This window comes from Pedobacter sp. KBS0701 (genome assembly GCF_005938645.2).
In the GTDB taxonomy this organism is placed as follows: domain Bacteria; phylum Bacteroidota; class Bacteroidia; order Sphingobacteriales; family Sphingobacteriaceae; genus Pedobacter.
Map to the genome: position 1 here is coordinate 417392 of NZ_CP042171.1, position 24627 is coordinate 442018.

The 24627-nt window shown below is 39.1% G+C and carries 20 protein-coding genes and 1 pseudogene; 19 read left to right on the forward strand and 2 right to left on the reverse strand.

Annotated elements, in window-relative coordinates; translation table 11 throughout:
- Positions 1-36 precede the first annotated feature (36 nt).
- Positions 37-1032: a type I glyceraldehyde-3-phosphate dehydrogenase gene (gap, locus tag FFJ24_RS01495; RefSeq protein ID WP_138820478.1), complete on the forward strand. Its 996-nt coding sequence runs from the start codon at positions 37-39 to the stop codon at positions 1030-1032.
- Here the strand turns inward: gap and FFJ24_RS01500 are convergent.
- Positions 1022-1423: a hypothetical protein gene (locus tag FFJ24_RS01500; protein ID WP_138820479.1), complete on the reverse strand. Its 402-nt coding sequence runs from the start codon at positions 1421-1423 to the stop codon at positions 1022-1024. The two genes, gap and FFJ24_RS01500, sit on opposite strands and share 11 nt — an antisense overlap.
- A gap of 241 nt (positions 1424-1664) precedes the next feature.
- Between FFJ24_RS01500 and FFJ24_RS01505 the strand changes: the two genes are divergently transcribed.
- Positions 1665-2102: a GNAT family N-acetyltransferase gene (locus tag FFJ24_RS01505; RefSeq protein WP_138820480.1), complete on the forward strand. Its 438-nt coding sequence runs from the start codon at positions 1665-1667 to the stop codon at positions 2100-2102.
- Between the two features lie 6 nt (positions 2103-2108).
- Positions 2109-3302: a phosphoglycerate kinase gene (pgk, locus tag FFJ24_RS01510; protein WP_138820481.1), complete on the forward strand. Its 1194-nt coding sequence runs from the start codon at positions 2109-2111 to the stop codon at positions 3300-3302.
- Between the two features lie 211 nt (positions 3303-3513).
- Here the strand turns inward: pgk and FFJ24_RS01515 are convergent, their stop codons facing one another.
- On the reverse strand, positions 3514-5085 hold the full coding sequence (locus FFJ24_RS01515; protein WP_138820482.1) for a PepSY domain-containing protein: 1572 nt from the start codon (positions 5083-5085) through the stop codon (positions 3514-3516).
- A gap of 511 nt (positions 5086-5596) precedes the next feature.
- On the opposite strand from FFJ24_RS01515, the gene mraZ reads away from it, so the two are divergent.
- From mraZ to FFJ24_RS01595, 16 genes and pseudogenes are all read left to right on the forward strand, one after another.
- Positions 5597-6064 carry a division/cell wall cluster transcriptional repressor MraZ gene (mraZ, locus tag FFJ24_RS01520; RefSeq protein WP_138820483.1) on the forward strand — a complete coding sequence of 156 codons (468 nt, stop codon included), beginning with the start codon at positions 5597-5599 and terminating at the stop codon, positions 6062-6064.
- The gene (rsmH, locus tag FFJ24_RS01525; protein ID WP_138820484.1) at positions 6054-6959 is read left to right on the forward strand and encodes a 16S rRNA (cytosine(1402)-N(4))-methyltransferase RsmH; all 906 of its coding nucleotides are present in this window, start codon (positions 6054-6056) and stop codon (positions 6957-6959) included. The genes mraZ and rsmH overlap by 11 nt, the downstream gene beginning before the upstream one ends.
- On the forward strand, positions 6956-7378 hold the full coding sequence (locus FFJ24_RS01530) for an FtsL-like putative cell division protein (protein ID WP_108199761.1): 423 nt from the start codon (positions 6956-6958) through the stop codon (positions 7376-7378). Before rsmH ends, FFJ24_RS01530 begins: the two co-directional genes overlap by 4 nt.
- Positions 7368-9470: a penicillin-binding protein gene (locus FFJ24_RS01535; RefSeq protein ID WP_138820485.1), complete on the forward strand. Its 2103-nt coding sequence runs from the start codon at positions 7368-7370 to the stop codon at positions 9468-9470. The genes FFJ24_RS01530 and FFJ24_RS01535 overlap by 11 nt, the downstream gene beginning before the upstream one ends.
- Before the next feature lie 293 nt (positions 9471-9763).
- Positions 9764-11221, forward strand: coding sequence for a UDP-N-acetylmuramoyl-L-alanyl-D-glutamate--2,6-diaminopimelate ligase (locus FFJ24_RS01540; RefSeq protein ID WP_138820486.1), 1458 nt, complete (start codon positions 9764-9766; stop codon positions 11219-11221).
- Positions 11221-12468 carry a phospho-N-acetylmuramoyl-pentapeptide-transferase gene (mraY, locus tag FFJ24_RS01545; protein WP_138820487.1) on the forward strand — a complete coding sequence of 416 codons (1248 nt, stop codon included), beginning with the start codon at positions 11221-11223 and terminating at the stop codon, positions 12466-12468. The genes FFJ24_RS01540 and mraY overlap by 1 nt, the downstream gene beginning before the upstream one ends.
- Before the next feature lie 149 nt (positions 12469-12617).
- Positions 12618-14006: a UDP-N-acetylmuramoyl-L-alanine--D-glutamate ligase gene (gene murD, locus FFJ24_RS01550; protein WP_246862716.1), complete on the forward strand. Its 1389-nt coding sequence runs from the start codon at positions 12618-12620 to the stop codon at positions 14004-14006.
- Between the two features lie 14 nt (positions 14007-14020).
- Positions 14021-15208, forward strand: a complete 1188-nt coding sequence (locus FFJ24_RS01555; protein ID WP_138820488.1) for an FtsW/RodA/SpoVE family cell cycle protein — start codon at positions 14021-14023, stop codon at positions 15206-15208.
- A gap of 42 nt (positions 15209-15250) precedes the next feature.
- A pseudogene (locus FFJ24_RS01560) lies at positions 15251-15664 on the forward strand (GxxExxY protein).
- Positions 15665-15778: 114 nt separating this feature from the next.
- Positions 15779-16897 carry an undecaprenyldiphospho-muramoylpentapeptide beta-N-acetylglucosaminyltransferase gene (gene murG / locus FFJ24_RS01565; RefSeq protein WP_138820489.1) on the forward strand — a complete coding sequence of 373 codons (1119 nt, stop codon included), beginning with the start codon at positions 15779-15781 and terminating at the stop codon, positions 16895-16897.
- Positions 16898-16961: 64 nt separating this feature from the next.
- Positions 16962-18320 (forward strand): UDP-N-acetylmuramate--L-alanine ligase, encoded by a 1359-nt coding sequence (murC, locus tag FFJ24_RS01570; protein ID WP_138820490.1) that lies wholly within the window; start codon positions 16962-16964, stop codon positions 18318-18320.
- On the forward strand, positions 18313-19533 hold the full coding sequence (locus FFJ24_RS01575; RefSeq protein ID WP_138820491.1) for a cell division protein FtsQ/DivIB: 1221 nt from the start codon (positions 18313-18315) through the stop codon (positions 19531-19533). Before murC ends, FFJ24_RS01575 begins: the two co-directional genes overlap by 8 nt.
- A gap of 5 nt (positions 19534-19538) precedes the next feature.
- Positions 19539-20897, forward strand: coding sequence for a cell division protein FtsA (gene ftsA / locus FFJ24_RS01580; protein WP_086545007.1), 1359 nt, complete (start codon positions 19539-19541; stop codon positions 20895-20897).
- Between the two features lie 130 nt (positions 20898-21027).
- Entirely contained in the window at positions 21028-22659 is a 1632-nt protein-coding gene (ftsZ, locus tag FFJ24_RS01585; RefSeq protein WP_138820838.1) for a cell division protein FtsZ, read from the forward strand.
- 165 nt (positions 22660-22824) lie between these two features.
- Entirely contained in the window at positions 22825-24066 is a 1242-nt protein-coding gene (locus FFJ24_RS01590; protein ID WP_138820492.1) for an aminotransferase class I/II-fold pyridoxal phosphate-dependent enzyme, read from the forward strand.
- A 255-nt stretch (positions 24067-24321) separates the two neighbouring features.
- Entirely contained in the window at positions 24322-24498 is a 177-nt protein-coding gene (locus tag FFJ24_RS01595; RefSeq protein WP_029278061.1) for a hypothetical protein, read from the forward strand.
- The last annotated feature ends 129 nt before the right edge of the window (positions 24499-24627 follow it).

The window sequence follows — 24627 nt, forward strand, 5'->3', positions numbered from 1 at the left end:
AAATAAATACTAATTTTGCGCTCTAATTTTTATAACATGAGGCTGGCAATAAATGGTTTTGGTAGAATAGGAAGAACATTTTTACGCTTGGCACTGGCTGAAGGCTTTGACGTGGTGGCCATTAACGATCTGGCAGATGCTAAAACAATGGCACATTTGTTTAAGTATGATAGTGTTCATGGTGTTTTTGCAGGGAACGTTTCGGCAGAGCCTGACGCACTTGTGATTGATGTCCTTTCGATTCCGGTTTTTGCCATTGCAGCAGCTGATAAGCTACCCTGGTCTGCATTGCGTGTTGATTTGGTTATTGATTGTACGGGCAGGAACCTCACAAAATCATCAGCTGAAAAACATATTGCATCAGGCGCAAAACAAGTATTAATTTCCGCTCCGGCAGCCGATGATATCCCCATGGTGGTATTAGGGGTAAATGACGATCATGTTGATTTAACAAGTGCTGTACTATCAAATGCGAGTTGTACAACTAATAATATTGCTCCCATGATTAAGATTTTGAACGATAACTGGGGCGTTGAAGAAGGTTATATTACCACTATCCATTCCATGACGGGCGATCAGAATTTGCATGATGCAAACCACAAAGATCTGCGTAGGGCAAGGGCAGCATCATCCTCCATCATCCCAACTACAACTGGTGCAGCAAAAGCCATTACGCATATTTTTCCCGAATTGGATGGCCGTCTGGGAGGTGCAGGTATCAGGGTTCCGGTTTTAAACGGATCCTTAACTGATTTTACCTGTCTGTTAAAGAAGAAAACGACCATTGAAGAAATCAATTCAGCTTTCAAGTATGCTGCCGAAAATGAATTGAAAGGTCTTATTGAGTACACCGAAGATCCGATTGTTTCAATCGATATTATTAATAATCCACATTCGTGCATATTCGATTCGCTGCTAACCTCAATCGTTGGCGACCTTGTTAAAGTAGTGGGTTGGTACGATAACGAATATGGCTACAGCAGCCGTTTAATCGATGTGATCAGGAAAATCGAAACGCTTTCTAAAGGCTGATTTTAGTCTTTTGCGTAGATTTTAATGCCCAATAAACCAATACCGGTTGAAAAAACAGACGTAAAAAACGTTTACCATCAGTATTAAGTCCAAAGGCACTGCGTTTATGGGTATACTGTGAAATATTTCCCGGAAAAACACTGACAAATAGGCCGGCTGCAATTTTCCCGATTAAAGGTTCGTGTTTTTTCGGAGTAAGCACTAATGCGGTACCCAATGCAATTTCAACAAAACCAGAATAAACGACGGTATCGTCTTTTTTCAAAGGCACCCAATCTGGTACCTGCGCCTGGAAAGGTTTGCGGGCAAAGGTTAAATGTCCGATTCCGGCAGTAATTAAACCTGCGCCGAGTAAAATTCTTGCTGCTGTTTTGATGTTTTCTTCTTTCACTTTACCTGCTTTAAATTCACAATGCTATAATTATCAACAAGTAAATTGGAGGTCTGTTTGCTAATGTGTACATTTTACCTTTATTATAGATAATAACTGTTTGATCAGATTGGTTCTATATCCAAATTGTTAGCACTTTATAACCATTTATATTATCGGGTTTCAATTGCTTTATTAACTTTGCAAACGTTTGCGATGCATCCTATAACAATGTCCTTAGATATAAGCTAATGATAAATATATGGTCAAATTTATTCTTCCGGAAGAAGTTCTACCTTTAAGAAGCCTGGTTTTACGCAATGGCAAGCCATTCGAAGCATGCGTTTTTGAAGGCGACCTGGCTTACGATACCTTTCACCTGGGGTTTTTAAAAGATGGTGAAATAAAATCTATAGCCACATTTATGCGTAACGATTTTTTCCCCGAAGAAGGGGAGGGCTATCAGCTCCGTGGCATGGCTACACATCCCGATGCCATCGGAAAAGGTTATGGTGCTGCACTCGTTACTTTTGCCATCGATTACCTGAAAGAATACAATACCGATTATTTATGGTGCAACGCCCGCTCAACAGCAGCAGCTTTTTATAAAAAAATAGGTTTTACAACCGAATCGCCGGAATTCGATATCCCAGGTATCGGTTTCCATTACGAAATGAAATTAAACTTAAATCAAAAATAATTAAACATGAACACCATTGACCAGTTTGACTTTAAAGATAAAAAAGCATTAATCAGGGTAGATTTTAACGTGCCTTTGGATGATGAATTTAAAATTACCGACGATAAAAGAATCAGGGCTGCATTACCAACCATCAGCAAAATTTTAAAAGATGGCGGCGCGGTTATTTTAATGTCGCACTTAGGGCGCCCAAAAGATGGCCCTACAGATAAATATTCTTTAAAACACATCTTAACTGATTTATCTGCTCTTGTTGGTGTCGAAGTTAAGTTTGCTGACGATTGTATTGGCGAAAGTGCAGTAAAACAGGCCGCTGATTTAAAATCAGGTGAAGTTTTATTATTAGAAAACCTTCGTTTTTACAAAGAGGAAGAAAAAGGTGATGTAGCCTTCGCAGAGAAATTATCAAAATTAGGCGATGTTTATGTAAACGATGCCTTTGGTACTGCTCACCGTGCACATGCCTCAACTTCAATTATTGCCCGGTTTTTCCCGGATGCAAAATACTTTGGTTATTTAATGGCGTCGGAAGTAGAAAATGCAGAGAAAATTCTGAACCATGCGGAAAGACCTTTCACAGCAATTATGGGTGGTGCTAAAGTATCTGATAAAATTCTTTTGATTGAAAAATTATTAGATAAGGTAGATAACCTGATTATTGGTGGTGGTATGGCTTACACTTTTGCTAAAGCACAAGGTGGAGAAATCGGTACTTCATTATTAGAAGCTGATAAACAAGAACTTTCTTTAGAACTGATCGAAAAGGCAAAAACAAAAGGTGTAAACCTGATTTTACCTGTGGATACGGTAATTGCAGATAAATTTGCAAATGATGCCAATAAAAAAGATGTAGCCTCGGGGCAAATTCCTGCAGACTGGATGGGATTGGATATCGGTCCGAAATCGGTTGAGTTATTCCAGGAGGTAATCAAAAACTCTAAAACTTTATTATGGAATGGTCCGATGGGCGTTTTCGAGATGGAAAGCTTCCAGGTAGGTACTAAAGCTGTAGCAGAAGCAGTTGTGGCGGCTACTAAAGATAACGGTGCTTTCTCATTAATCGGTGGTGGCGATTCGGCTGCAGCGATTGCAAAATTTGGTATGGAAGATGAGGTAAGTTATGTTTCTACCGGTGGTGGTGCTTTACTCGAATATATGGAAGGTAAAGAATTGCCGGGAGTAAAAGCTATCAATGGATAAACGACAAAAATCAATAAAAAGGCCTTGCAAATGTCATTGTAAGGCCTTTTTTGTTTAAATCAGGTAAAAATATTATCACCTGTGATTTGAGATGTAGTAATTACCCGTAATCCGTACTTTCGGCGAATTCCGGCTAATTTTACATCTCGGAACTAAATGAATCGAAAGAGGCAGCGTTTAGAGAAACTTGTTTATAAGACAGCCGGCGCGCCTAAAAAACTTCTAATCCAGTATTCAGCAGTAACATATAAACAGCCAAATAACACACCAAAAATGCTATAGATAAAGCAAAATACCGTGTTACCTTATGGCTGCCTTTTTTAAATGGAAGTAGAAACAGGATATTGAATACTTCAGATAGCAAAGCACAGATGAAATTTAAACAGACCATTACGCAGCTAAACGCTACAACGAAAATGGCCGGCTGGATGATTATTCCTGACGGAAGGCCATAGAGTCCTCCCATAATAAAACTGATCAGCAGGATAATCATAGCATATTTTAAACCCGATTTAAACTGGATCAGGAAATAGCTGCCCAATTTTGGCAGTGGTGTCCCGATTTTTGCAGGCTTTGGTTCTTTTTCAACTTTAGGGATTTCTAAAGCTTTATTTAAAGCTGCTTCATTTGTTTTTTGTTTTTTACCCTTCTTTTGTTTTTGATAACGTGGCCACCAGATGATAAATCCGGTAATAAAAAGCGCCAAAGGCATTAAGCCGGCAATAAGCGCAATAACCTGTGTTGGCCGCCCGCCGAAACTGCCATAATGAATAGGTGTTAACCAGCTTAGATAAGCATTACCAACATTGGGGAAATCCTTGCGGCTATTCAGCAGTACCTTGCCCGTATATTGGTCAACAATAATCATTTCTCTTTTTCCAGCTCTAGGTAGGTTTCCGCTTAGCATATCTAAACGGTAAGTACCGGTTTTATCGGCCGGAAAAGCAATGCCGCCAATATAGGCATCAGGCATTTTTTGTTTGGCAGCTGCTGTAATGGCTTCGAGCGGGAGTGGAGTGGCCTGCGCATGCCAGGACGATTTAGCGCCTAATAATTGAGCTACGCCCTGCGGCGATTTTCCGCTAAGCACAAATAACAGCGGAATAACAAGCGTAGAAAAAGTAATAGAAAAACCGGTAAGGCTCAATATCGCCACAATGGGAGAGGAATAAAAACCTAGCGAGTTATGCCAATCGTAATTTTGTCGCTTAAATGATCCGCTAAACCTTACCGTAAGTACCGATTTTAATTGTTTCCATTTTTTAGGGATCCATAATCGCAGACCCGAGATCGTCAGGATTAAAAGGCAGAGCGAGGCAAGGCCGCAAATGTAACGCCCTGCAACAGGAATCAGCAGTGTTCGGTGCAGTTCAGTAACCACGTGGATGAAAGAACTGGTATGTATTCTTTTACCACCTGTTTTTCCGGTATAGGGATTAATAAAAGTTTCCTCATTACTTTTTAAATTCATCACGCTATAAGCTTCATTGGGGTTTTTGAAGTTATTTAGCATCAGGTAATCTACTTTTAGCCTGGGGTAATTCTTTTTTATGAGTGGCACAATTTCTTCCACCGGCATCTTTTGCTTTTGCGCAATCACCTCAAACAGATCTGGATTCAAGGCCCGGTCAATCTCGTCCTGAAAAACAAGAATGCTCCCTGTAACGCCTACAAAGGCTACAATTGCCCCGGCAATAATGCCTGTATAAAGATGCCATTTACCAAACCACCTTTTTTGATGTTTTGCCCAGCTTAATTTTTTAGAATTCTGTTCTGATTTCATTTTGAGCGTAGTTACGCTTATATAATAGTTAATCCGTTTATATCCACAAAGAAATCATTTTAATTGTTATTGTACAAATTATATTTAATAAGTCTAAATAAGATATTTATGGGTGAGATAAATATGAAGAGGTAGCTCAAACGACGGCTTATTTTTTCGGCTGGTTTATTTTTTAGGATGGCTATTCTTATTGGCATTTAGTCTTAGTCTTTAGGAAGCGATAATTGAGGTATATTATACCATGATATAAGGTATTAAGGCACTCATTTTTAACGCTATTTAAATTTTATGATGAAAATTGGGTGAACGTGACACTTTCGGATAATATATTTTTAACCTGCTTATTATCAGTTATTAATGCTTTTGTAATAGCGGAATTAGGCTTATTCTAACTATATTGGCTGACCATTATTGTAACAAAAAAGATGTGGAAAACTTTTTTGTGGTAAAAAGTGGTAAAAAGTGGTAGAACTATTTACTTTTACACTAGATAAAAAGTGTAGATACCACTATGACCCAACTTTTAGGAGAATTCGATTGTAAACTTGACGCAAAGGGACGCCTTATGGTGCCTGCTGCGCTTAAGAAACAATTGCCTGAATCTGAGAAAGAAGGGCTGATCATTAACCGTGGTTTTGAGAAAAACCTGGTGATTTATCCAAAGAAAGTTTGGGATGCTATCGTTACTGATTTAAGCAAACTGAATATCTACGAAAAAAACAACAGAGAATTTATCAGGTCCTTTACCAGGGGTGCAACCGAACTTTCGCTTGATGCGGCGGGTCGTGTGCTTTTGCCAAAATCGCTGGTTGATTATGCAGGTATTGGAAGTGATCTTGTGCTGGCTTGTCAGTTAGATCGTATCGAGGTTTGGGATAAAAAATCTTACGAAGATATTTTTGATGATGTGCCGGAGAATTTTGCAAACCTTGCTGAGCAGGTAATGGGTGGAAAGAAAGGAGTGGCTGATGGAGAATAATTATCATGTGCCCGTAATGTTGCAGCCGTGTATTGATGGTTTGAATATTAAGCCTGATGGGGTTTATGTTGACGTAACCTTTGGCGGCGGTGGTCATTCGAAAGAGATTTTGAAGCATCTTGGTCCAAAAGGAAGATTAATTGCTTTTGATCAGGATCCTGATGCTCAGGCAAATGTTCATGCTGATGATCGTTTTATTTTTATCGATCAGAATTTCGGTTTTCTGAAAAATAACCTCCGTTTAAAAGGTTTTAAGCAGGTTGATGGTATCCTGGCAGATCTTGGTGTTTCCTCTCATCAGTTTGATGTGCCGCAACGTGGTTTTTCGATCCGTCATAATGCAGATCTGGATATGCGTATGGATCAGCACCGCGATTTAACGGCTGCTGAAATATTGAATACCTATACGGAAGATAAACTGCATAAGATATTTGGAATTTATGGAGAAGTTAAAAATGCGAAATCTTTAGCGCGCGCTATTGTGACTTCGCGTTTAGAACAGCCTTTTACTGATATCGACAGTTTGAAATCAGCTATTGCTGGTTATATCCCGAAAGGAAAAGAAAATAAATATCTGGCGCAGGTGTTTCAGGCATTACGAATAGAAGTGAATGCGGAAATTCAGGTGCTCGAAGATTTTTTGATGCAGGCTGCTGATGTATTGAAGCCGGGTGGTCATTTAGTAGTGATGTCTTATCATTCTTTAGAAGACAGGCCGGTTAAAAACTTTATGGCGAAAGGCAAATTTCAGGGTGAGGTAGAAAAAGATTTCTTCGGAAATCAGCAAAAGCCATTTAATGTAATTACGAGGAAAGCGATCATTGCCACAGAAGAGGAGATTGCTCAAAACAATAGGGCCCGCAGTGCGAAACTTAGAATTGCAGAGAAGATATGAACAGGTTTAGGGAGGAGATAGAAGAGGAAGAGGTAGGGCCCGAACCAGAGCTAAAAGCTGCGCCCAAAAGGCCAAAAACTGCTGAAGAAAAAATGGATAGCAATTCATTTATCAGCAAGCTTTTTAATGATGGCTTAGTAAGTAAAGAGGCGGCAACTGATGCTTTGCCTTATTTATGCTTTCTGGCTCTTTTAGGGATGATTTATATCGCCAATAGCCATTTTGCGGTAAACAATGTGCGCCGTATTGATAAATTAAATAAAGAAGTAAAAGAATTAAGATGGGAGTATAAATCCCTTAAGGCCGACCTGATGTTCAAGAGTAAACTGACGGAGGTTGCTAAAAAGGTAGATACCCTTGGTATAAAAGAACTGATTGAACCACCAAAAAAAATAATTGTTAAAAGCGATGAATATTAGAGCAAACATCTTGCTTCGCGTATATCTGGCATTTGGCTTAATTGTGCTTTTTGCTTTCGCGGTGTTTTTACGCCTCGGTCAGGTGCAGTATGTGCAGGGAAAAAAATGGAGGGCTATGGCAGACAGCCTCTCTACTAGATATGTAAATGTGGAGGCTACCCGTGGAAATATTTATTCTAACGATGGCAGTTTGCTCGCGACTTCGATACCGGAATACGAGCTGCGTATGGATATGTTTGCAGGCGGCATAGCTGATGATAAAGTATTTAATGAAAAGGTAGATTCCTTAGGTTATAAATTAGCGCAGCTTTTTCAGGATAAAACCGCCAAAGAATATGCCCGGTACCTGCGCAAAGGTCGCCAGGATAGTGCACGTTATTTGTTGATTCACCGTAAAGTAGGTTATGCTGATCTTAAAACCATCAGAACTTTTCCGCTTTATAATATTGGTAAGTTCAGTGGTGGTTTAATTGCTGTACAGCAAAATAAACGTATTCTTCCTTTTCAGGCTTTAGCTGCCCGTACCATTGGTTATAAAAACGAAAATGTGGCTAATGGTGTAGGCTTAGAGGGCGCGTATAAAGAATATATCAATGGTGAAACGGGAAAAAGATTAATGCAGCGTATTGCGGGCGGTGTTTACATCCCGGTGAACGAAGAGGCTGAAGTAGCGCCAAAAGATGGTGCTGATATTATCTCGACCATTGATGTAAACATGCAGGATCTGGCACAAAGTGCTTTAGAAAAACAGCTGATTAAATCGCAGGCCGATCATGGTACTGTGATATTGATGGAAGTGGCCACGGGCGAAATCCGTGCGGTAGCCAATTTTTCTAAAGTAGAAGAAGGGGTGTATAAAGAGAAGTTTAATTATGCTATTGCGGGTAACCAGGATCCGGGATCGACTTTCAAACTAGCCTCTTATATGGCTTTGTTGGAAGATAAGCTAATAGATACCAATACGATGATCGGGACAGGTTACTATCAGATCCCCGGAAAACTGATCACAGATTCGCACCCAAAAATTGAAACGGTTACCGCAAAAAAAGCCTTTGAAACGTCTTCCAATGCTGCAATTGCAAAGCTGATCAATATGCATTATGGCAACGATCCGATAAAATTTACCAATCACTTATATGATTGGCATCTGAATCAAAAAATGGATTTACAGATCCCTGGCGAAGCAATGCCTGTGGTTAAAAATCCTAAAACAAACAAAAGCTGGAACAAAAACATGACCCTTCCTCAAATGGCTTATGGTTATGAAATGCAGCTAACACCGTTAAAGATGCTTATCATGTATAATGCGGTAGCCAATAACGGAAAAATGGTGGCACCAATTTTTGTAAAAGAGATCAGAAGATTGGGCAATCCGATCGAACAGTTTAAAGCAAGGGTGATCAATGATAAAATCTGTTCGGATGTTACCCTTAGCAAAATTAAAAAAATGCTAGAAGGGGTAGTGACTGAAGGCAGTGGAAAGCAGGTTGTTTACAATCCATTATATCCGATTGCAGGTAAAACAGGTACTGCCCAGGTGGCTGATGCGAATAAGGGATATAAAGCCAATAAACAATATCAGGCTTCTTTTGTGGGGTATTTTCCTGCAGATAAACCGAAATATTCTTTGATCGTCGTAATCAACGATCCAAAAGGGGCTTATTATGGTGCTACGGTTTCGGGTCCGGTGTTCAGGGAGATAGCTGACCGTATTTACGCCAGCGACATGCAAATGTATAACGATGTGCCCACACGTTTGGTGGGGAATACCGGTACACCGCCTACTAAAGCCGGACAAAGTAAAGCGACTCAAAAAGTATATAAAGCATTTGGATTTAAGCCGCTTTTTGCTTCAAAATCTGAGTATTACAATATTATAGATACCAGTGCTGGAACAATTTTTCAGGAAAATAACGAGCGTAAAGGCGTAATGCCTAACGTGGCAGGAATGGGACTAAAAGATGCATTGTACCTTTTAGGTAACGCTGGTTTAAAAACAAAAGTTTTTGGATCGGGCAAAGTGATCAGTCAGTCTATAGCTGCTGGTACAAAAGTGGGCAAGGGATTAGGCGTACAGATTGAGTTGAATTAAGGTTAGGGTAGAAGGTATAGGATTTAAGGCCTTGCTACTCGATACTAAACAAAGGTAGAAGGTTGAGGGTAGAAAGGTTTAAGGTCTTGCTACTCGATACTAAACAAAGGTAGAAGGTTGAGGGTAGAAAGGTTTAAGGCCTTGCTACTCGATACTAAACAAAGGTAGAAGGTTGAGGGTAGAAAGGTTTAAGGCCTTGCTACTCGATACTAAACAAAGGTAGAAGGTTGAGGGTAGAAAGGTTTAAGGTCTTGCTACTCGATACTAAATACCTGATACTAAAAGAATAAAAAATGCAATTACAAGATTTACTTTATGGCGTAACGATTAAAGAATTGGTTGGTAAAACCGATAGGGAAATCAGTGCACTGAATTTCGATTCGCGTAAAGTAGGTAAAGATGATATCTTTTTTGCAATAGTAGGTACTTTGGCTGATGGGCACCAATTTATTGAGCAAACCATTCAACAAGGCGCAGCTGTAATTATCTGTGAAAATTTGCCAGAAATCAATGATTTTACGGTTACCTATATTAAGGTGGAAAACACATCGGTTGCTTTAGGGATCATTGCCGGTAATTATTTTGGAAATCCGTCAGCAGATTTAAAACTGATTGGTATTACAGGAACAAACGGAAAAACTACCATTGCTACCCTTCTTTTTAAATTATTTAAAGATCTGGGTTATAAAACCGGGCTTTTATCAACAGTAGAGAATTATATCAACGATACTGTAGTAACTGCTACGCACACTACACCGAATCCTATTGCCTTAAACCAACTTTTAAGGGATATGGTAAATGCGGGCTGCGATTTTTGCTTTATGGAAGTGAGTTCGCATGCAGTATCACAACACCGGATCGAAGGCTTGACTTTCTCGGGCGGGGTGTTTTCGAATCTAACACATGATCATTTAGATTTTCATAAAACTTTTGATGCTTATCTGAAAGCTAAAAAGGCATTTTTTGATATGCTACCTAAATCGGCATTTGCATTAACCAATATCGACGATAAAAACGGTACGGTGATGCTGCAGAATACCAAAGCACATAAAAAGACTTATGCCCTTAAACAACTGGCCGATTTCAAAGCAAAAATAATTGAAAATCAGTTCAGTGGCTTGCATTTAGATATCGATAATGAAGACGTTTACTTCAAACTGGTAGGCTCTTTTAATGCGTATAACCTACTGGCTGTTTACGGGACTGCAATTTTGCTGGAACAGGATAAATTAAAAGTGTTGACCTTATTGAGCCGTTTATCAGGTGCTGAAGGGAGATTTGATTATATCACTTCCGCCGATAAAATTATTGGTATTGTGGATTATGCGCATACGCCTGATGCTGTTCAGAATGTGTTGAGTACCATTGCCAATATCCGCAAAGGAACCGAACAGGTAATTACTGTAATCGGTTGCGGTGGAGATCGTGACAAAACCAAACGCCCGATTATGGCCCAGGTGGCCTGCGATTGGAGTGACAAGGTGATCTTAACTTCTGATAATCCACGTACAGAAGATGCACAAGCTATAATTAACGATATGGAAACTGGGGTTTCGCCAACCAATCAGCGTAAAACCTTATCCATTTTAGATAGGAGAGAAGCCATAAAAACAGCCTGTCATTTGGCACAACCGGGAGATATTATTCTTGTTGCGGGTAAAGGACATGAGAAATACCAGGAGATTAATGGAGTAAGGAACCATTTTGATGATAAAGAAATTTTACTTGAACAATTAAAACCAATCAGCTAATGTTATATTTATTATTCGAATACCTGCATAAGCATTATGATATACCTGGGTTAAGGTTGTTTCAGTACATCACTTTCCGTGCTTCTATTTCTATAATTTTATCATTGATCATTACCACCGTTTACGGACGTAGGTTGATTGATTACCTGCATAAAAAACAGGTTGGAGAAACGGTAAGGAATTTGGGTTTAGAAGGCCAGATGCAAAAACAGGGTACGCCTACCATGGGTGGTATCATTATCCTGCTGGGTATTTTGATCCCTACCTTATTATTTGCAAATATTTCCAATATCTATGTGATTTTAATGATTATCACCACGATCTGGATGGGTGCAATTGGATTTTTAGACGATTACATCAAGGTTTTCAAAAAAAATAAAGAAGGTTTAGCTGGCCGTTTTAAAGTGGTTGGCCAAGTAGGACTCGGACTGATAGTAGGCATTACGATGTATTTTCATCCAAATATTGTGGTGAGGGAAACCGTTCAGGATAATGTTAAAAGCACTTCTACGGTTCCAATGGTATTGCGTCAGAAAGGCGAAACTTTTTATTATACGCAAGATGTAAAATCGACCAAAACCAATATGCCCTTTTATAAGAACAATGAGTTCGATTATGCCAAGGTATTGAAGTTTTTAGGTGGCGATTATCAGAAATATGCATTTATCATATTCCTCATCTTTACGGTGTTTATTATTACGGCAGTTTCAAATGGGGCCAATATTACCGATGGTATTGATGGGCTGGCTACCGGAACCTCAGCGGTAATTGGGATCACCCTGGGTATTTTGGCTTATGTATCTGGTAATACAATCATGGCCGATTACCTGAACATCATGTATATCCCAAACTCAGCAGAGCTGATGATTTTTGCCGGAGCCTTTGTTGGAGCATGCGTAGGTTTTCTTTGGTACAACTCTTACCCTGCCCAGATTTTTATGGGTGATACCGGAAGTTTGGCCATTGGAGGTATTATAGCCGCATTCGCCTTAATGATCCGTAAAGAACTGTTGATCCCGATTTTATGTGGAATCTTCCTGATAGAACTGGTGTCGGTAATTATGCAGGTATCTTATTTTAAGTATACCAAAAAGAAATTTGGCGAAGGACGGAGGATTTTCCTGATGTCGCCGCTACACCACCATTATCAAAAGAAAGGTTATCACGAGGCCAAAATTGTAACCCGCTTCTGGATTATCGGAATCATGCTTGCGATTATGACTATTGTAACATTGAAGTTAAGGTAGAGGGTTAGAAGGTTTAGGGTTTAGCGGTTTAATGCCGAAAGACTAAAGCTGAAAAGTAAAAGAGAGAATAATAAATAAATTAAAAAATTAAAATGTGATGGTATTAATGTCTTGATACTTGATACTCACCACTTGATACTAAAATAAAAATGAGCACAAATAATACTACATCAGGCAATACTACGTCAGCAATGGCAGGGCATGGTCGTGTAGTTATTTTAGGTGCTGGTGAAAGTGGTGTTGGCGCCGCAAAATTGGCACAGGCAAAAGGCTTCGGTGTTTTTGTTTCCGATTATGGGGTAATCGCCGATAAATACAAAGCCGCATTGGAAAAGCTTGGCGTACCATTCGAATCTGAAAAGCATACTGAAGAATTGATTTTAAATGCTACGGAAGTAATTAAAAGTCCGGGTATTCCGCCGACAGCGCCAATTATTAAAAAACTTGTAGCTCAAGGTATTCCGGTGATTTCAGAAATCGAGTTCGCCGGAAGATATACCAATGCAAAAACAATTTGCATTACCGGTTCAAATGGTAAATCAACTACGAGCCTGTTAACCTATCACATCTTAAAAAATGCCGGGTTAAATGTAGGCTTGGCCGGTAATATCGGACAGAGTTTTGCTGCGCAGGTGGCTACAGAAGATTATGAATATTATGTGCTGGAAATCTCAAGTTTTATGCTCGATGATATGTTCAAGTTTAAAGCCGATATCGCAGTTTTACTGAACATCACACCAGATCATTTAGATCGCTACGATTATAAACTGGAAAATTATGCCGCATCCAAAATGCGCATTGTCCAAAACCAAACGGCAGATGATGTTTTCATCTATTGCGCTGATGACGAAGAAAGTTTAAAAGCAATCGCTCTAACAAAACCTTTGGCGAAAACCTATCCATTTTCAATTGTTAAAAAGGTTGAAACTGGTGCTTACTTAGAAGAAAATACGATACATATCCTTACAGAACCTAATAACCAACTAACCATGTCTATTTCAGATTTAGCCTTACAGGGCAAGCACAACATTTATAATTCTATGGCCTCAGGCATTGTGTCTAAAGTTTTAGAATTAAGAAATGAAACCATCCGCGAAAGCATGGGTAATTTCAAGAATATTGAGCACAGGTTAGAACATGTGGCCAAAATTTCGGGGATCGATTTTATCAACGATAGTAAAGCCACAAATGTGAACTCCACTTGGTACGCTTTAGAAAGTATGACCAGTGATGTAGTGCTGATTATGGGTGGTGTGGATAAAGGTAACGATTATAACATGCTTAAGGATTTGGTTAAAAGTAAGGTAAAAGCCATTGTTTGTTTAGGTAAAGATAATAGACGTATTCACGATGCTTTTGAGGATGATGTAGAAATAATCGTAAATACTTTTTCGGCTGAAGAAGCTGCGCAGATTGCTTTCCACTTGGCTAAACGTGGCGATGTAGTATTGTTATCGCCTGCATGTGCAAGTTTTGATTTATTTAAAAATTATGAAGACCGCGGTAACCAGTTTAAAGCGGCAGTTAGAGAATTATAATAGGAGGCTTAAATATGTTTCAGGCATTGCTTAATAAAACAAAAGGAGACAGGTGGATCTGGTTGATCATCATCCTGCTTTCGCTTATATCAGTAATGGCTGTGTATAGTGCAACAGGTACTTTGGCGTATAAAAAAGGGGAAGCTGTAGAAAAGCTTTTGCTTACTAAACACTTAATTTTTGTGTTGATGGGTATTGGGATGATTTATATCGCTCACCTGCTCGATTACCGCTATTACGCTGGTATTTCGAAGGTGCTGATGATTGTAACCATTCCTTTGCTGTTTTATACATTAATATTCGGTACCAACTTAAACGATGCTTCGAGGTGGGTTAAAATACCGGTAATCGGATTAACCTTTCAAACTTCCGATTTGGCCAAGCTGGCATTGATTACCTTTTTGGCACGTATGCTAACCAAAAAGCAGGAAAATATTAAAAACGTAAAAGAATCATTTATACCAATTATGGGTTCGGTTTGTGTGGTGTTTGTTTTAATCGCACTGGCCAACTTGTCCACAGCATTAATGCTGTTCGGTGTAAGTATATTGCTGTTGATTATCGGTAGGATCAGTATTAAACAGATTGCGATTGTTTGTGCGGGCGGCTTTGTGCTGCTGTTGTTCGTTTTCTTTTTGGGTCCAAGGAGAAAAACATACATGTCGCGTATCAATACGTTTATGCATCCCGAAATGCAGCATTCAGACAAAACTTTCCAGGCAGATCAGGCAAAAATTGCCTTGGCTACTGGTGGTGTTTTTGGTAAAGGACCAGGTAATAGTACACAACGCAATTTCCTGCCACACCCGTATTCCGATTTTATTTTCGCCATTATTATTGAAGAATGGGGAACGGTGGGAGGAATTGTAATCATGATACTATACCTGGTGCTTTTATACCGGTGTATCAAGATCGTAACCCGGGCGCCCAAGGCATTCGGGGCTTTACTGGCTGCAGGACTAAGTTTTAGTCTCACCATCCAAGCTTTCGCTAACATGGCCGTAGCGGTAGGTTTAGGCCCGGTAACAGGGGTGCCACTTCCATTGGTGAGTATGGGTGGTACATCAATGATTTTTACCAGTGTGGCCTTCGGAATTATTTTGAGCGTAAGCCGCGATGTGGAAGAAAACGCAAAACTGACACCGAAAGATGAAAAAATAAATAATAAAATAATTGTTGGAGAGATTCCATCATTTGGATAAATAAAAATAACCACAAAGAAACAAAAGAACACAATAGCTAAAATGAAACCTAGTAAAGCATACCTAACGGATTTAACTTATCAGGTCAATGGGGCTGCTATTGAAGTGCATAAGGCTCTTGGGGCTGGATTGTTAGAAAGTGCGTATCATAAATGCATGAAACATGAGCTAGTGTTATGAGGGATTTCTTTTATGACTGAAATGCTTGTGCCAGTGAATTATAAAGGAATGGCTATAGATGCAAATTTGAGGTGTGATTTATTTATTGAAAATATATTAACCGTTGAATTAAAATCTGTGGATAGATTAATGCCTATTCATGAAGCTCAAATCATTACTTATATGAAGCTATTAGGTTCTCCAAAAGGAATAATTTATAATTTCAATACAGTTAATTTATATAGTGAAGGACAAAAAACATACGTAAACGATTTATTCAGACTATTACCTGAATAATCGAATATTAACTATTGTTCTATTGATGGGCAATACTTACAATAAATAAAAAACAACTTTTGTTCACTATTGTGTCTTTTGTGGTGAAATGGTTAACATTAAAAACAGTTTAAAATGAATAATTCCCCAAAAATTATCATATCAGGTGGTGGCACCGGCGGGCACATTTTTCCCGCCGTAGCCATAGCCAATGCGCTAAAACGCTTGGTGCCAGCCTGTGAAATCTTATTTGTGGGTGCAATAGGTCGAATGGAAATGGAAAAAGTTCCTGCAGCCGGATATAAAATTATAGGATTAAACATTAGCGGGATGCAACGCGGCTCGATTATTAAAAATCTGGCACTCCCGCTCAAAGTAATCGGTAGTGTGCGTAAAGCCATGCAGATTATCAATGATTTTAAACCAGATGCTGTAGTAGGCGTTGGTGGTTATGCTTCAGGACCGTTATTGTACGCAGCTTCTTTGAAGAGAATTCCTTACCTCATCCAGGAACAGAATTCTTATGCAGGAATAACCAATAAGTGGTTAGGCAAAAAGGCTTCGAAAATCTGTGTCGCCTTTGATGACATGGATCAGTTTTTTCCAGCTGACAGGATTTTGAAAACAGGAAATCCGGTTCGCCAGGAAGTGGTTGATATTAAAGGTAAACACCATGCAGGAGCCGAACTATTAAAACTCGATCCATTGAAAAGAACCATTATGGTAACCGGTGGAAGTTTAGGTGCAGGAACACTGAATAAAGCAATTGAAAAACATTTGCCCGAGATTATTGCACAAGATGTGCAGGTAATCTGGCAAACAGGTAAGTATTACTACAAAGGGATTATAGAAAGATTGGGTTTAGCCTATCATCCCAATGTGCGTATCCTAGAGTTTTTAAATAAAATGGATCTGGCTTATGCCGCTGCAGATGTGATCATCAGCCGTGCTGGAGCAGGAACCATAGCAGAGCTTTGTTTGATTAAAAAGCCGGTGATTTTGGTGCCTTCGCCAAATGTAGCAGAAGATCATCAAACTAAAAATGCCATGGCCCTGGTTAAAAATGGAGCAGCAATATTAATTAACGATCGCTCCGCGGAAGATACCCTGGTTAAGGAAGCACTGACATTGCTAACAAATAAAGAACAGTGTGAAACGCTGGCTCAAAACCTGGCTAAGATGGCATTGCCAAAGGCAGATGAAATTATTGCGAATGAAGTGTTGAAATTGATTAATAGAGATATGAGAAACTAGATGTGTAATTTGAGATTAGACTATTTGTATAGTGTCTCAAATCTCCCATCTCAAATCTAAAAAAATGGAACTAAGTAAAATAAATAGGGTTTTCTTTGTAGGTATCGGTGGTATCGGCATGAGTGCGCTTGCCCGTTATTTTGCTAAACGCGGACAGGTGGTTTGTGGTTACGATAAAACATGTACCAAGCTGACCGAAACTTTGGAACAGGAAGGAATTTTGATTACCTATCTTGATGAAACCACTTCATTGCCTGAGGAATTTTCGGATAATCAGGATGACACCCTTGTAGTTTATACACCCGCAATTCCGAAAGATTCGAAAATTTTAAACCATTTTATTAATAAAGGTTTTGCACTTAAAAAGCGTTCAGAGGTTTTGGGTATCATCAGCAAGGGCATGTTCTGTATTGCGGTTGCGGGTACGCATGGTAAAACCACCACATCGTCTATTGTAGCGCATATTCTAAAGGATACTGGTTACGATTGTACGGCATTTTTGGGTGGTATAACCAGTAATTACAACAGCAATGTACTTTTTGGCGATAACAATGTGGTGGTAGTAGAAGCCGATGAATATGACCGTTCTTTCCTGACATTGCATCCTGATGTAGCCGTGGTGACCTCGATGGATGCTGATCATTTGGACATCTACGGAGATAAAAGTCAACTCGAAGAATCTTTCAGGTTATTTGCCGGGCAGCTGAAGGCCGAAGGTACACTTTATGCACATGAAGGATTGCCTTTGGAAAATAGCATCAGTTATGCTGCAAGTCCAACTGCTACGGCAAAAGCAGAAAATTTAAGGGTAGAAGGCTCGAAATTTGTTTTCGATTATGCAGATACCACGCAACGCATAAAAGATATCAGCTTGATGATTCCCGGTAAACATAATGTAGAAAATACAACCGTTGCCATTGCCATTGCTTTGCAATTGGGTATTGATGTGGAAAAGGTGAAACAGGCTGTTGCAAACTTTAAAGGGGTGAAACGCCGTTTCGAATATATTGTAAACAGTGGGACTCAGATTTATATTGATGACTATGCACATCACCCTGAAGAACTGAAAGCCTGTTTTGATGCGGTGAGACAATTGTATCCCGATAAAAAACTAACAGTAATTTTTCAACCGCACCTGTTTACCCGTACGAGGGATTTTGCAGATGAATTTGCAAAAGTTTTAAGCACCGCTGACGAACTGCTGCTGTTGGAAATTTATCCGGCAAGAGAATTGCCCCTTGAAGGCATTAACGCACAGTTTTTATTGGATAAAATCACTTTGGCAGATAAAAGAGTATGTGGAAAAGATTTTGTGGTTCAGCATGTTAAGGACACAAAACCGGAATTAATTTTAACAGTAGGAGCGGGCGATATCGATACCATTATAGAACCCTTAAAAAAAAATATATTGAACAATGCTTAAACGGATAAACTGGAGCGCAATTTTTACTGGCTTTGCCTGGCTGATCAGTCTGGCAGGGGTGGTTGTGCTTTTGAGTTTTATCAATGTGAAAAAGCAAACTGTTAAATGTACAGATATTAAAATCCTGATTCCTGGAGCAGATAATTTTATTGAGCGCGAAGAGATCGATGCTATTTTAAAAGAAGATCAAGGTGTGCTTTTAGGGCGTAACCTCGAAAATATCAATATTCATAAAATTGAGAAAAAACTGCAGTCTAACCCTTATATCGGTTTTGCTAAAGTGTATATAGATATGGATGGGGTGCTGCACATCGAAGTAAAACAGCGTCAGCCTATCCTTCGCATATTTAACGAGAATGGACAGGATTTTTACATTGATAATGATGGATTGAAAATGCCTATTTCATCAAATTTCACTGCCAATGTGCTGGTGGCAACGGGACATATTACCGAGGTTTTTGGCAGTAGAATCGATACCCTGCATACACAATTGGCGAGAGATTTATATAAAACTGCACAGTACATTAAAAAAGATACGCTTTGGGATTCTCAGATCGAACAGATTGTGGTTGATCAGAAAAACGATATCGAACTGATCCCGAGAGTAGGTAATCAGCGGATTATTTTAGGTAATGCTGATTCTCTTGAAAAGAAAATGAAAAACCTGTTGTTGTTTTATAAAAAAGCAATGCCGCAGGTAGGATGGGATACTTATAAAACGATCAACATTAAATATACCAACCAGATTGTTTGCGAAAAAAGAGATTCGACAGCATTAGGAAAAAAAGCGAAAACAATTTCGGCGGCAGATAGTTTGAGGATACAGCGGAACGTAACCGATTCACTGATCAGAAATACCATCAGCACGGTAATGGACGATCGACCTGAAGCCGATCAGCCAGAAGAGGTAGCGCCTAAAAAGCCTGAACCTAAAAAGGTGGAAGCCAGGAAAGAAGAGCCAAAGAAAACAGAAATAAAAAAGGTAACGCCTAGAAAGGTTGAACCAGTAAAAACAGAAGTAAAAAAGCCGGTAGTTGTAGCGGCTGTTAAACCAAAGGAAACAAAACCAGCGGATAAAAAAGAGAAACCGAAGCAAACCGGAGCAACGCAGCCAAAGACGGCAAAATCTGAGGCTCAGTTGAAAAAAGAAAAAGAAGCAAGAGAAAAAGAAATCAGAGCCCTAGAAAAACAGTATAAAACTCAGCAAAATTAACGAATATGGACAAGGCAAAATTTACCAGTCAGTCGCCCATTGTAGTAGGATTGGATATCGGTACTACAAAAATTTGTGTTATCGTTGGTCGTAGAACACAGCACGGTAAGATAGAAATCTTAGGAATAGGCAAGGCAGAATCGGCGGGTGTGACACGTGGAGTGGTTTCTAACATTCAAAAAACCGTACAGGGCATTGCTCAAGCAGTTGAAGTAGCAAGCGGACAATCCAATGTAGAAATACAGGTGGTAAATGTGGGTATTGCTGGTCAGCACATTAAGAGCTTACAGCACAGAGGAATTTTAACAAGAAGAGAATTAAATAACGAAATCGGTAAAAAAGACATCGATAAGTTGATCGATGATATGTTTAAACTGGTAATGCCACCGGGTGAGGAGATCATCCATGTTTTGCCGCAGGAATTTACTATCGATAACGAGCCTGGAATCAAAGATCCAATTGGTATGGCAGGGGTTCGCCTTGAAGCTAACTTCCATATCATCTCTGGTCAGGTTACAGCCGTCAAAAACATTATCAAATGTGTCAACAATGCAGGACTTCAAACTCAGGATTTGATTCTTGAGCCGTTGGCTTCTTCTGAATCGGTGTTGAGCGAGGAAGAAAAAGAAGCTGGTATTGCATTGGTTGATATTGGTGGTGGTACTACAGATATAGCCATTTTCCATGAAGGTATTATCCGTCATACTGCAGTTATCCCTTTTGGCGGCAATAGTGTTACTGAAGATATCAGAGAGGGTTGCTCAGTAATGCGCAATCAGGCTGAATTGTTAAAAACACGCTTTGGTTCGGCATTGGCTGAGGAGAATAAAGAAAACGAAATTATTTGTGTTCCCGGATTACGCGGCCGCGAACCAAAAGAAATTTCGGTTAAAAACCTGGCCTACGTCATTCAGGCACGTATGGAAGAGATTATTGAGCACGTATATTACGAGATCAAATCTTCCGGATATGAGAAAAAACTTATCGGTGGTATTGTAATTACCGGTGGCGGAGCATTATTAAAACACTTATCTCAGGCGGTTGAATATGTAACCGGTTTAGATTGCCGTATTGGTTATCCGAATGAGCATTTATCTAAGTATGAAGATATGCCTAAAGCCATTTACGACGATCTGAAAAGCCCAATGTATGCAACCAGTGTAGGTTTACTGATCAAAGGAATCCAAAAAGCAGAAGAGTTAATTGAAGAAATGAAACAGCCTGGTGTTTTTGTAGAAAAACCAAAAACAGCAAAAGAAAAAGAGAAACGCGGACCGGGTTTGTTTGATAAATTACTGGCAAAAACAAGAACTTTCATTCAGGACGACATGAATGTAAGTGATGAGGATTACTTGAAAAGTTAATTATTTTTCCACAAAAGATGAGTTTTCCACATTATTAACAGTTGTGGAAAACGTCTGTTGAAAAAGTGTTAATATTACATTGAGTAATGAACAGAATTTAAAAATTTTTAAACAACTGATTCATAAAGATATGCAGTTCGAAATGTTAAAAGATAAGTCTTCAATCATCAAGGTAATTGGTGTTGGGGGCGGTGGCGGCAACGCAGTGAACCATATGTACCTGTCTGGTATTACTGGTGTAGATTTTATTATTTGTAATACAGATGCCCAGGCATTGGAATCTAGCCCTATACCTAACAAGGTACAATTAGGCGCTAGCTTAACCGAAGGAATGGGAGCTGGCTCTATTCCTGAGGTTGGTAAAAACTCAGCTATAGAAAATATAGATGATATTAAAGCCATGTTAGGTAGTACAACCAAAATGCTTTTTATTACAGCAGGAATGGGTGGTGGTACCGGAACAGGGGCTTCTCCAATCATTGCGAAAGCAGCTAAAGAGCTTGACATTTTAACTGTGGCCATCATTACTACACCATTTTCTTTCGAAGGAAAAAGACGTAAACTGCAGGCTGATGAGGGAATGGAAGAGTTGAAAAAGTACGTAGATTCTTACCTTGTGATCTCTAACGATCGCCTGCGCGAAATCTTCGGAAACTTAACTTTGGGTTCTGCCTTTGGTCAGGCCGACGATATTTTAACCACCGCTGCAAAAGGTATTGCAGAAATCATTACAGTTCCCGGTTATATCAACGTGGATTTTAAGGATGTGCGTACTGTAATGAAAGATAGTGGCGTAGCCATTATGGGTAGTTTTGCCGCTGAGGGCGAAGACCGTGCATTACAGGCGGTTGAAGGTGCTTTGGCTTCTCCGTTGTTAAAAGATAATGAAATTGAAGGTGCCCGTTATATCTTATTGAATATCAGCTCTGGTTTGCGTGAGGTAACCATGGATGAGGTTTCTATTATTACGGACTATATTCAGGAGAAAGCTGGTTTATCAGCAGACTTAATTTGGGGTAACTGTACCGACGAATCTTTAAGCGATAAACTTTCTGTAACCATTATTGCAACAGGCTTCCAAACCTCAGAAGAACGTGTGCATGAAGAAAAAAATAAAAAGAAAATATCACTTTTAACACCAGAAGAAGCGCCGCTCGTTCGCCCTGTTGAACCAGTAAACTCTTTTATTCAGCCCAAAACAACGCCATCTTATGAGCCTGTTTTAAAAACGAAGGAAGAAGTTTCACAAGCAGATCTTTTTGGTGGTATGTTCAATAAACCGGAACCTCAAAAAGTTCAGGAACCAGAAAGTAATGTGGTTCGTCATACTTTAATTGAAGAAGAGCCTCAGGTAGAAGAAGTCAAAGAAACCGGATTCGAGTTTGAAGTTAAATTGGCAGAAACCAACTTTGTATTCGAAACACCAGTAGCTCAGTCAGCACCTATGCCACAACCTGAGCCAGAAATCGAAATGCCGGTTGTTGGATTAGACGACGACAAAAGTGACGAATCAATGGAAGAACAATTGAAAAAATCTAAAGAGCGTATTTTACGCTTGAAAGATCTGAGCATGAAATTGCGTACAACCAATGGTTTACAGGAATTGGAAAACGAACCTGCATACAAACGCAAGCAAATGCAGTTGCAACAAGTTCAGCATTCTTCTGAATCGCAGGTAAGCAGGTTTACTTTAAGTAACGACCAGGACGGTGGTACTGAAATCAGACCTAATAATTCTTTTCTGCACGATAACGTTGATTAAAACAAACCAAATATAATTATAGAGCCCCGTTGTAAAATCGGGGCTTTTTTGGCATAAAATTGGAGCACTAAAAAGCTTAATTGGAGCCTGAAAGATCATTAGGTTGATTTTAAGCCGAATAAAGCGTAAATTCGCAAAATTTCATTATAAAAAATACATAATACATTGGATATATTTGATAAGATAGCAAAGCACATGGGGCCACTTGGCCAACACCAGAAATGGTCTCATGGGTATTTCTCATTTCCAAAATTAGAGGGAGAAATTGCACCTCACATGCAATTTCGTGGAAAAGAGCATTTGGTTTGGAGTTTAAACAACTACTTAGGCTTAGCCAATCACCCGGAAGTTAGAAAGGCAGATGAAGAAGCTGCTGCAAAATTCGGCATGGCTTATCCTATGGGAGCCCGCATGATGAGCGGTAACTCGAACTATCACGAACAGCTGGAGCAAGAGCTTGCAGAATTTGTAGGCAAACCTGATGCATTTTTATTAAACTATGGCTACCAGGGCATGGTGTCTATTATCGATACCTTGGTTGATAGGAATGATGTGGTGGTATATGATGCAGAATCACACGCCTGTATTGTAGATGGATTACGTTTGCACATGGGTAAACGTTTTGTCTACAAACATAATGATATTGAGAGTGCCCGTAAGCAGTTAGAACGTGCAACTAAACTTGTTGAAGAAACTGGCGGCGGTATTCTTCTAATTACAGAAGGTGTTTTCGGAATGAGCGGCGCTCAGGGGAAATTAAGGGAAATCGTTGATCTTAAAAAAGATTTCAATTTCCGTATCCTGGTTGATGATGCACATGGTTTCGGTACCATGGGTAAAACCGGTGCCGGTACGCATGAAGCACAAGACTGTATTGAAGGAATTGATGTTTACTTTGGGACCTTTGCCAAATCAATGGCAGGTATTGGTGCGTTCGTTGCTTCAACAGAACAAATTACCAATTTCTTGAGGTATAATATGCGTTCTCAGACTTTTGCTAAAGCATTACCTATGCCAATGGTAATTGGTTTATTAAAGCGCTTAGAATTGCTAAAAAGCAAGCCTGAGTTAAAAGATAAACTTTGGGAAATCGCAATGACCCTTCAAAAAGGATTACGTGAGCGCGGATTCGATTTAGGTGTTACCGATTCAGTAGTTACTCCGGTTTTCTTAAAAGGTGAACTTTCTGATGCCACAGCAATTACTTACGATTTACGCGAGAATTATAGCATCTTCTGCTCAATTGTAGTTTATCCGGTAATTCCAAAGGGCATGATCGAACTTCGTTTAATTCCTACAGCTGTTCACACGCTTGAAGATGTACAACGTACGCTGGATGCTTTTAGCGAAGTTGCTGAAAAATTGGAAAATGGATATTATAAAGAAAATCTTTTCGCTACCGTTTAAGATCAATGAAAATTTTATAAAGCCCTTTAAATATGTTTAAAGGGCTTTTTTGTGTAATTTTATTTTTTAAAAATCTGTATTTCAGTTAGTTAATCAGGTTTCTTGTTGCATAATATGTTTATAAATCCATTCATGTGGAAAAAAACGTTTTAGAAGGCTGTTTTTTATTATTCTAAAAATTTTTTTATTTCGTTAAACCTTTTAAATTAGATAATTAAAACCAAAAACCTTAAAGAACCATAGGAGCAATTAAAAATGAAAAAATTCGAAGAAGTAAAAAGTTTAGTGGCAGCTTTAGAAGCTGATGCAGACAAATTTTATAACAAAGGTAACAGCGCAGCTGGAACCCGTATACGTAAAGGCATGCAAGATTTGAAAAACTTAGCTCAGGCCATTCGTTTAGAAGTTCAGGAAACCAAAAATAAAGCTTAAACAAATAAAATATTATAGTGAAGAGCCTCAGAATTTTCTGGGGCTTTTTTGTAACCTATATTTTCTTATTCGTCAGTAAATATTATCTTTGCTGTAAAATATATAAGACAAATTAACATTCAATGCGTA